The organism is Novosphingobium sp. (assembly GCF_032093395.1).
Classification (GTDB): Bacteria; Pseudomonadota; Alphaproteobacteria; order Sphingomonadales; family Sphingomonadaceae; genus Novosphingobium.
Genome location: NZ_DAMDBA010000133.1, coordinates 599 through 7,100, shown reverse-complemented (window position 1 = coordinate 7,100; position 6,502 = coordinate 599). Strand labels below are relative to the sequence as shown.

Below are 6,502 nucleotides of genomic sequence, written 5' to 3'. Positions count from 1 at the left end.
AAAGACGCAGCTGAAAAAGCGGCCAGGAAAGTCCGGAGCGAGATTAATTCTAATGCTTGGACAATTTTTTGGGCGTTTGGATTGGCATTAACTTGTCTTTTTGTGTATGGAGCCTATCCGAAAGACGAAACGATAAGATCGCTATGTATAACAGGATGTTCGGCTATAATAATCCTCAACGGACTTGTTATGCATGATTTGTATAGGAGTATATTCATTCTAGTATCGTCGGTGACCGGAGCTATCGCTCGGGGAGAAGAGGATTTCGGGTCTGATACACCGCCCACCGAATGAGCAGAATCCATTGCCGATTTCTCAAGTATCCTTGCTCATCGTCGGGGCGGACTTTCCGAATAAGGGTAAGAGCCCCGGCCGCCGCTTCGAGATCGCCCTCTGCGCTCCCGGCGATCCGCTCGAACTCCGACCGGAACCCGACAACCCGGCCGACGAGCACGCGATAGCCGTCTATTCGGAGCGCGGCGTTCAGCTGGGCTATATCTCGTCCCAGCGCGCCGTCCGCATCGCCCAGCTATTCCGGCAGGGCCACACCATCACAGCAATCTTTCAGGAGGCGACGCGCTTCGGCGCGGTCGCCCGCGTGTCGCTTGATGGAACGGTGCCCGATCTGCCGTCGCCTACACCTGGGGCGGAAGTTCCGGTCGCTAGATTCGATCCTGAGCCGGATTGGTATCCCGACGAGATGTGGCCCGACTAAAATTCAATATGCCCAACAGGGGCATATTTTATGCATTGACATATGCCCAAATGGGGCACATTAAATCTCCATCAGCCCAGCAGTGAGCCGCAAGCGCAGACCTGCCGGGACCACCGATGGAGATCGCAATGCGCATCTTTACCCGTTTCATTGCAGAGGACCGCTTCCACGACGCGCACATTGCCGCGCTCGAAGCGGCCTGCGAAGTTCCTGGCGGCTATACCCGCCCGTTCCTGACCAGCTTGATCGCGATCGCCCGTGGCCGCATCGAAGCCAACTCCGGCGATAGCCACCTCATCAGCATCTACAAGGGCATCGTCCGCGAAGCTGAAATCCTGCTCGAAGGCGTCCCCTGCGAGTTCGACGAGGCCGCGAACGAGCTGGCTCTGTGGCTGGCCGAAGACCCCACCAACATTGAGGTTTCGGCCTACTACGCGGGAAGGAAGGCAGCATGAGCCGCCTCGCACAGACCGCTCCCGCGCTCGCCGCCACCCCTGGGTTCGACTGGAACAGCTACGCCGCTGAGCAGTGCGCAGCCCGTGACCAGCACACCGCCCGCCTGGATGCTGCCGAGGCTCGCAATGCCCGCTTTGGCGCCATGCTCGACAACATCGCTGCCGGTCTGATCGCGGGCATGGATGAGGGGACTTCCTGATGATCCGGATAATCCTCGCGACGCTCGCCGTCGGCACCGCCCTGCTGTTCGCCCTCGACGCTGGCAGCCGCATGCTGACCGACAACAACGCTGCTGCGCGTGCCTTCATCCTGTCGGACCTGTTCTGGCCTGCCGTTGGCGGTTTCATCGTCATGGCACTGGCCATGCTGCTCGCCATCCATTCGGCATACCGTTTTCACCCCGGCCGCCTGTCGGGTCGCAACCGTGGCGGGGAGGGCTGAAATGTCCACCCGCCACACCCTCCGCGAATGGGCGCTGTTCGCCCTCGTTCTGACCGCCGCCGCTCTGGCCGGCGCGCTGCTCGCCACCGCTGAACTCTCGTTCGGCGGTTGGGTCGGGCTTTGACCGGCAACTCCACAAGGACACGCACATGAATGCGCAGACCAAGATCGAGGCCGCCGAAGCCTCCGCTGTCCCGGCCGTCTACATGGCCATTTCGAACGTCATGGAGCAGATGTCGAAGGAAGGCATCGGCAAGGACCGTCGCAACACCCAGCAGGGATACAACTTTCGCGGCATCGACGACGTCTACAACGCCCTTTGCGGTGTGCTGGCGTGCAACCGCCTGCTGATGCTGCCTTTCGTCGTCGATCAGAAGCGGGAAGAGCGCCAGACCAAGAACGGCGGCGCCCTGAACTACACGATCCTCACCGTGGATTTCAAACTCGTCTCCGCGCTCGACGGGTCTTGCGACACTGTCCGCATGATCGGCGAGGCCATGGATAGCGCCGACAAGAGCAGCAACAAAGCTCAGTCGGCGGCGATGAAGTATGCCGCGCTTCAGGTCTTCATGATCCCGACCGAGGCGGACAACGATGCCGACGCGACGACCCATGAAATCGCGCCGCGCCAGCAAGAACAACGGCGCGAGGAACCCTCTGGCATGCCGGACGCGGAATGGTCGAAGCTGGTCAAGATGGCTGAGGCAAGCGGCACTACGTCCCAGGATCTGGTGGACCACTTCAAGGTCAGAAACCTGCGCCTGCTCAACCAGCAGCAATACGCCGAGGCCATCGAGCTCCTGAACGAGCGCCTAGCCAACAAGGCGAAGGCTGACACGAACCGAGCCAGCCAGACCGGCGCGGGCTTCGACCTCAACGACGAAATCAACTTCTGATGGGAACGGAAACTATGGACCGTCATCGCGGCATGAAGGGCAAGACCATCAAGGCTCTGCTCGCCAAGAAATTCAACTCCTTCGCCGCTTCCATCGAGGACGAGGCAGTACGCAAGCTGGTCGAGAAAAATACGATCATCACCGGCGGCTGCATCGCTTCCATGCTGCTGGGCGAGAAGATCAACGACTTCGATCTCTACTTCACCGACCACGCCACCACCAAGGCCGTCGCGGAATACTACGTGAAGCGCTTCGAGGTGAAGAAGCGCAACGGAATCCCTTGCGCGATCTCGGTGGATGACACCGAAGGGCGCATCCGCGTCGTCGTGAAGTCTGCCGGAGTTGCCAGCGAAGACGGCGCCGATGCCGATTACCAGTACTTTGAGGGGCAGCCGGACGGCGAGGGCGGCGATTACGTCAGCGAAGTCATGGGCGATGCTGGCGAGATCGAAGACGCCCGCGAGGAAACTCACGAAGCCGCGATAGGCGCCGAAGGCAATGATTATCGGCCGGTCTTCATGTCGACCAATGCAATCACGCTCAGCGGCAAGGTCCAGATCGTCCTGCGCTTCTATGGCGAAGCGGACACGATCCACGAGAACTACGATTTCGTCCACTGCACCAACTACTGGACCAGCAAGGACGGCGAACTGATGCTTCGCCAGCCCGCGCTGGAGAGCCTGATGTGCCGCGAGCTTCGGTACGTCGGCAGCAAGTACCCGGTCAGCAGTGTGATCCGCCTCCGCAAGTTCATCCGCCGGGGCTGGGTCATCAACGCCGGGCAGATCCTCAAGATGCTCATGCAGGTTTCCGAGCTCGACCTCACCGACCCGGCGGTTCTTCAGGACCAGCTGACCGGCGTCGATAGCGCCTACTTCATCGAGCTCATGGGCAAGGTGAAGGAGAAGGACCCGACCAAGGTCAACGCCGCTTACCTCGTCGAAATCATCGATAGGATGTTCTGATGGCCACCACCGGACACAACAACCCGCCCGCCGAGGAAGCCTTCGGTCTTCACATCGACGAGCTGTTCTCTCTGCTCTCCGACACCCTGGCCGGCGGTCCGGTCAAGACGGACGAACAGGAAGCCGCGATCGACGCCCTGTCGAAGGACTTCCTCAAGGCCAAGCAGGACGCCGATAAGGCCCGCGCCGCCGAGAAGAAGCCGCACGACGATGCCGCGAAAGTGGTCCAGACGAAGTGGAAGCCGATCGTCGATAAGGCGGCGCGCGGGCAGACCGCCTGCGGCGATGCCCTGACGCCCTACCGGGTCGCCAAGCAGCGCGCCAAGGACGAAGCCGCCCGCAAGGCGCGCGAGGAAGCCGAGGAACGACAGCGCAAGGCGCAGGAAGCCCTCCAGCAGTCCGAGGACTTGGAGCAGCGCTTCGAGGCGGAACAGGACCTCGAGGCCGCCAAGAAGCTGAACGCCGTCGCCAACAAGATCGACCGCAGCGCCACCGGCCTCCGCACCTACTGGGAAGCCGAGATCACCGACAAGAACGCCGCTCTTCGGCACTACCTGCCCCTGTATCAGGAAGCGTTCCTCGCTCTGATCCAGGAGCTTGCCGACCGCGACGCGCGCGGCGCTCGCCCTCGGGTGCCCGGCGTCACCTACCACGAACAGAAGAAGGCAGCCTGATCATGGCCGGCAGCGTCAACAAAGTCATCCTCATCGGCAACCTGGGCGCCGACCCGGAAGTGAAGAGCTTTCAGAACGGTGGCCGTATCGCCAACCTTCGCATCGCGACCTCGGAAAACTGGAAGGACAAGGCCACCGGTGAGCGCAAGGAGCGCACCGAATGGCACAGTGTAGTCATCGGCTCCGAAGGCTTGGTCGGCGTGGTCGAGCGGTTCCTACGCAAGGGCTCGAAAATCTACATCGAGGGCCAGCTCCGTACTCGCAAATGGCAGGATTCCTCGGGCGCTGACAGATACTCCACTGAGGTTTCGGTGGGCGGGCGCGGCGGCGTGCTTGTGATGCTCGACGGCGCGCAGGGCAGCAATGGCCAGCACGACGGCGGGCAGGGCAGGCAGTCCGGCGATCGGGAGCTTTACAACTCCGGCCGTGGTGGCTGGCAGGACGGCGCGGGTGGTGGCTTCGGCGACGACCTCGACGACGATCTGCCGTTCTGAGGTAGCGCGCCATGGCACTCCCACCCCGCAAGTTCAAAGATCCCGCGCCGAAGAAGGAAAAGCGCGAGAGCCGTTGGAAGTCTCAGGCGCACCTCGCGTTCGTCCGGTCCTTCCATTGCGCCTGGCCCGGTTGCCAGCGTGCGCCGATCGAGGCGGCCCACGTCCGCATCGGTAGCGGGGCGGGCATGTCACAGAAGCCGGACGACTGGCGCGCGGTTCCGCTCTGCGGCCGCGACCTCGACTTCATCGGGCACCACCAGCAGCAGCACCAGATCGGCGAGCAGTCGTTCTGGCGCGCCTACCAGGTCGCCTCCGGCCAAACGGTGGACCAGCTCATCGAAAGCCTGTGCGACGCCTCACCGCGCCGCCAGCAGATCAGGGAGCATCGCAATGGCTAACGGCCAGACGCTCATTCTCGCAAACGAACAGGTTCGGCGCCTCGCACATCAGTTGATCGACCGGGCGCCGGAGCGGGCCGTGCTCAACATCCGGGAGGCAACCCGCTCGCTGGACCAGAACGCGAAGATGCACGCCATGCTGTCCGACATCAGCCGGGCGAAGCCGATGGGCCGCAACCTCAAGCCCGAGATCTGGAAGTGCCTGTTCCTCGACGCGATGGGTCACCAGGCGAACTGGGTTCCCTCGCTCGACGGCGATGGTGTCGTGAACACCGGCTTCCGTTCCTCCCGCCTCACCGTCGCCCAGATGAGCGACATGATTGAAAGCATGTACGCCTTCGGTGCCGAGCACGGTGTCGAATGGAGCGAACCCGCTGAAAGGCACGCCGCATGAGCACCACAACCTCCGATATCGCTGCGGGCATGAAAGAAGCTGGGTGGCTTCCGATTGCCGATGCGCCAAAAGATCAGCGCATCCGTGTGGCCCATCTTCTCGATCCCAGCTCGCAGAAGGTCGAGACCATATTCCCGGTCTATGGCGAGTGGGATGGCGATAGCTGGGCCTGCAACGCTGGTTTCGTCTGCGTGGACCGTATGCTTCGGTTCGATCCGACGCACTACCTCCCCTCCGCCCCCTCTCAGATCGAGGAGGGGTGAGCGTGGGCCAAGTCGACCGATATCTGGAAAACAAGGCGATGGACCACATCGACCACGCGCTTGGCCGCCCGGTCGATCCCCTCGCGGAATCCTACCGCAACTACTTCTACGTGATCGGCGACACCGATCTGCGCCGTGATATGGCCGCATCCCCGCACTGGGAGGGCGACGGGAAGGGCGGCGAGGGCGAATATTTCTTCATCACAGATGAAGGCCGGGCTGCGCTTGCTGCGCATCTCAAGGCCATCGGCGATAAGCACCAGCGCTGGATCGTGTCCTATGCGGGATACGAGATGGAGGTGATCGCCACCACCCGCGCGAAGGCCCGGCATTCCAAATGGCTATCCATCAGCGACGTCAATGAAAGCCTGACGTTCGGCGAATTCCAACGCAACAGCAAGGTGAGAGCAGCATGACCGACACCCGCACTGAGCATACGCCGGAAGCCGTGGAGATCGCCGCCACCCGGCCCGCGCCCATCAGCTTGAAGCCTGATGCGACCGATATCCGCTTGGTGCTCGAAGGCACGCTTCCGCGCTGCCCGTTCTGCAACGGCACACCATCGACCCACACACGGCTCTTCCCGCATTCCGGGATATACCAGTCCATTGTGCATTGCTCGGGCTGCATGGCGCAAGTCATGGTCAACCAGTGCGACCACGAAGAGGCGCGCCAGGATGCAATTGCGCACTGGACAGCCCGCGCGCCGGTTCAGCCCGACGACCTCACCGCCGCCTCCCAGCTTGAGCACTCCGGCCTCATCTCCCGCGAGAAGTACAATCACATCGTAGAGAACATCAGGGCGC

At 62.2% G+C, this 6,502-nt stretch carries 15 protein-coding genes; all 15 read left to right on the top strand.

Going from position 1 to position 6,502, the window contains the following annotated elements; translation table 11 throughout:
- Nucleotides 1-294 (top strand): hypothetical protein (locus tag RT424_RS23580; RefSeq protein ID WP_313443201.1); only part of this gene is annotated, 294 nt, incomplete at its 5' end.
- A gap of 31 nt (nucleotides 295-325) precedes the next feature.
- Nucleotides 326-715: an HIRAN domain-containing protein gene (locus tag RT424_RS23575; protein ID WP_313443198.1), complete on the top strand. Its 390-nt coding sequence runs from the start codon at nucleotides 326-328 to the stop codon at nucleotides 713-715.
- Between the two features lie 128 nt (nucleotides 716-843).
- Nucleotides 844-1,170, top strand: coding sequence for a hypothetical protein (locus tag RT424_RS23570; protein WP_313443196.1), 327 nt, complete (start codon nucleotides 844-846; stop codon nucleotides 1,168-1,170).
- Nucleotides 1,167-1,370 carry a hypothetical protein gene (locus RT424_RS23565; RefSeq protein WP_313443194.1) on the top strand — a complete coding sequence of 68 codons (204 nt, stop codon included), beginning with the start codon at nucleotides 1,167-1,169 and terminating at the stop codon, nucleotides 1,368-1,370. Before RT424_RS23570 ends, RT424_RS23565 begins: the two co-directional genes overlap by 4 nt.
- Nucleotides 1,370-1,612, top strand: coding sequence for a hypothetical protein (locus RT424_RS23560; RefSeq protein WP_313443192.1), 243 nt, complete (start codon nucleotides 1,370-1,372; stop codon nucleotides 1,610-1,612). Before RT424_RS23565 ends, RT424_RS23560 begins: the two co-directional genes overlap by 1 nt.
- Before the next feature lies 1 nt (nucleotide 1,613).
- Nucleotides 1,614-1,736, top strand: coding sequence for a hypothetical protein (locus RT424_RS23555; protein WP_313443190.1), 123 nt, complete (start codon nucleotides 1,614-1,616; stop codon nucleotides 1,734-1,736).
- 25 nt (nucleotides 1,737-1,761) lie between these two features.
- On the top strand, nucleotides 1,762-2,508 hold the full coding sequence (locus RT424_RS23550; protein WP_313443188.1) for an ERF family protein: 747 nt from the start codon (nucleotides 1,762-1,764) through the stop codon (nucleotides 2,506-2,508).
- A 14-nt stretch (nucleotides 2,509-2,522) separates the two neighbouring features.
- Nucleotides 2,523-3,473: a hypothetical protein gene (locus RT424_RS23545; protein ID WP_313443187.1), complete on the top strand. Its 951-nt coding sequence runs from the start codon at nucleotides 2,523-2,525 to the stop codon at nucleotides 3,471-3,473.
- Nucleotides 3,473-4,147 carry a hypothetical protein gene (locus RT424_RS23540; RefSeq protein WP_313443186.1) on the top strand — a complete coding sequence of 225 codons (675 nt, stop codon included), beginning with the start codon at nucleotides 3,473-3,475 and terminating at the stop codon, nucleotides 4,145-4,147. The genes RT424_RS23545 and RT424_RS23540 overlap by 1 nt, the downstream gene beginning before the upstream one ends.
- A 2-nt stretch (nucleotides 4,148-4,149) precedes the next feature.
- Nucleotides 4,150-4,641 carry a single-stranded DNA-binding protein gene (gene ssb / locus RT424_RS23535; RefSeq protein ID WP_313443185.1) on the top strand — a complete coding sequence of 164 codons (492 nt, stop codon included), beginning with the start codon at nucleotides 4,150-4,152 and terminating at the stop codon, nucleotides 4,639-4,641.
- An 11-nt stretch (nucleotides 4,642-4,652) separates the two neighbouring features.
- Complete coding sequence (locus RT424_RS23530; protein WP_313443183.1) at nucleotides 4,653-5,039, top strand: hypothetical protein; 387 nt, start codon at nucleotides 4,653-4,655, stop codon at nucleotides 5,037-5,039.
- The gene (locus RT424_RS23525; RefSeq protein WP_313443181.1) at nucleotides 5,032-5,433 is read left to right on the top strand and encodes a recombination protein NinB; all 402 of its coding nucleotides are present in this window, start codon (nucleotides 5,032-5,034) and stop codon (nucleotides 5,431-5,433) included. The genes RT424_RS23530 and RT424_RS23525 overlap by 8 nt, the downstream gene beginning before the upstream one ends.
- The gene (locus RT424_RS23520; protein WP_313443179.1) at nucleotides 5,430-5,696 is read left to right on the top strand and encodes a hypothetical protein; all 267 of its coding nucleotides are present in this window, start codon (nucleotides 5,430-5,432) and stop codon (nucleotides 5,694-5,696) included. Before RT424_RS23525 ends, RT424_RS23520 begins: the two co-directional genes overlap by 4 nt.
- A gap of 2 nt (nucleotides 5,697-5,698) precedes the next feature.
- A complete protein-coding gene (locus tag RT424_RS23515) occupies nucleotides 5,699-6,112 on the top strand; it encodes a hypothetical protein (protein ID WP_313443177.1) in 414 nt (137 codons plus the stop codon).
- Nucleotides 6,109-6,502: Lar family restriction alleviation protein (locus RT424_RS23510; RefSeq protein ID WP_313443175.1), on the top strand; the 394-nt coding region annotated here is incomplete at its 3' end. The genes RT424_RS23515 and RT424_RS23510, both read left to right, overlap by 4 nt.

Bases quoted from the DNA above. Each gene is read 5' to 3' on its own strand.
- RT424_RS23540 (WP_313443186.1), top strand. From the start codon at position 3,473: ATGGCCACCACCGGACACAACAACCCGCCCGCCGAGGAAGCCTTCGGT.
- RT424_RS23550 (WP_313443188.1), top strand. From the start codon at position 1,762: ATGAATGCGCAGACCAAGATCGAGGCCGCCGAAGCCTCCGCTGTCCCG.
- RT424_RS23560 (WP_313443192.1), top strand. From the start codon at position 1,370: ATGATCCGGATAATCCTCGCGACGCTCGCCGTCGGCACCGCCCTGCTG.
- RT424_RS23555 (WP_313443190.1), top strand. From the start codon at position 1,614: ATGTCCACCCGCCACACCCTCCGCGAATGGGCGCTGTTCGCCCTCGTT.
- RT424_RS23525 (WP_313443181.1), top strand. From the start codon at position 5,032: ATGGCTAACGGCCAGACGCTCATTCTCGCAAACGAACAGGTTCGGCGC.
- RT424_RS23530 (WP_313443183.1), top strand. From the start codon at position 4,653: ATGGCACTCCCACCCCGCAAGTTCAAAGATCCCGCGCCGAAGAAGGAA.
- RT424_RS23545 (WP_313443187.1), top strand. From the start codon at position 2,523: ATGGACCGTCATCGCGGCATGAAGGGCAAGACCATCAAGGCTCTGCTC.
- ssb (WP_313443185.1), top strand. From the start codon at position 4,150: ATGGCCGGCAGCGTCAACAAAGTCATCCTCATCGGCAACCTGGGCGCC.
- RT424_RS23565 (WP_313443194.1), top strand. From the start codon at position 1,167: ATGAGCCGCCTCGCACAGACCGCTCCCGCGCTCGCCGCCACCCCTGGG.
- RT424_RS23570 (WP_313443196.1), top strand. From the start codon at position 844: ATGCGCATCTTTACCCGTTTCATTGCAGAGGACCGCTTCCACGACGCG.
- RT424_RS23520 (WP_313443179.1), top strand. From the start codon at position 5,430: ATGAGCACCACAACCTCCGATATCGCTGCGGGCATGAAAGAAGCTGGG.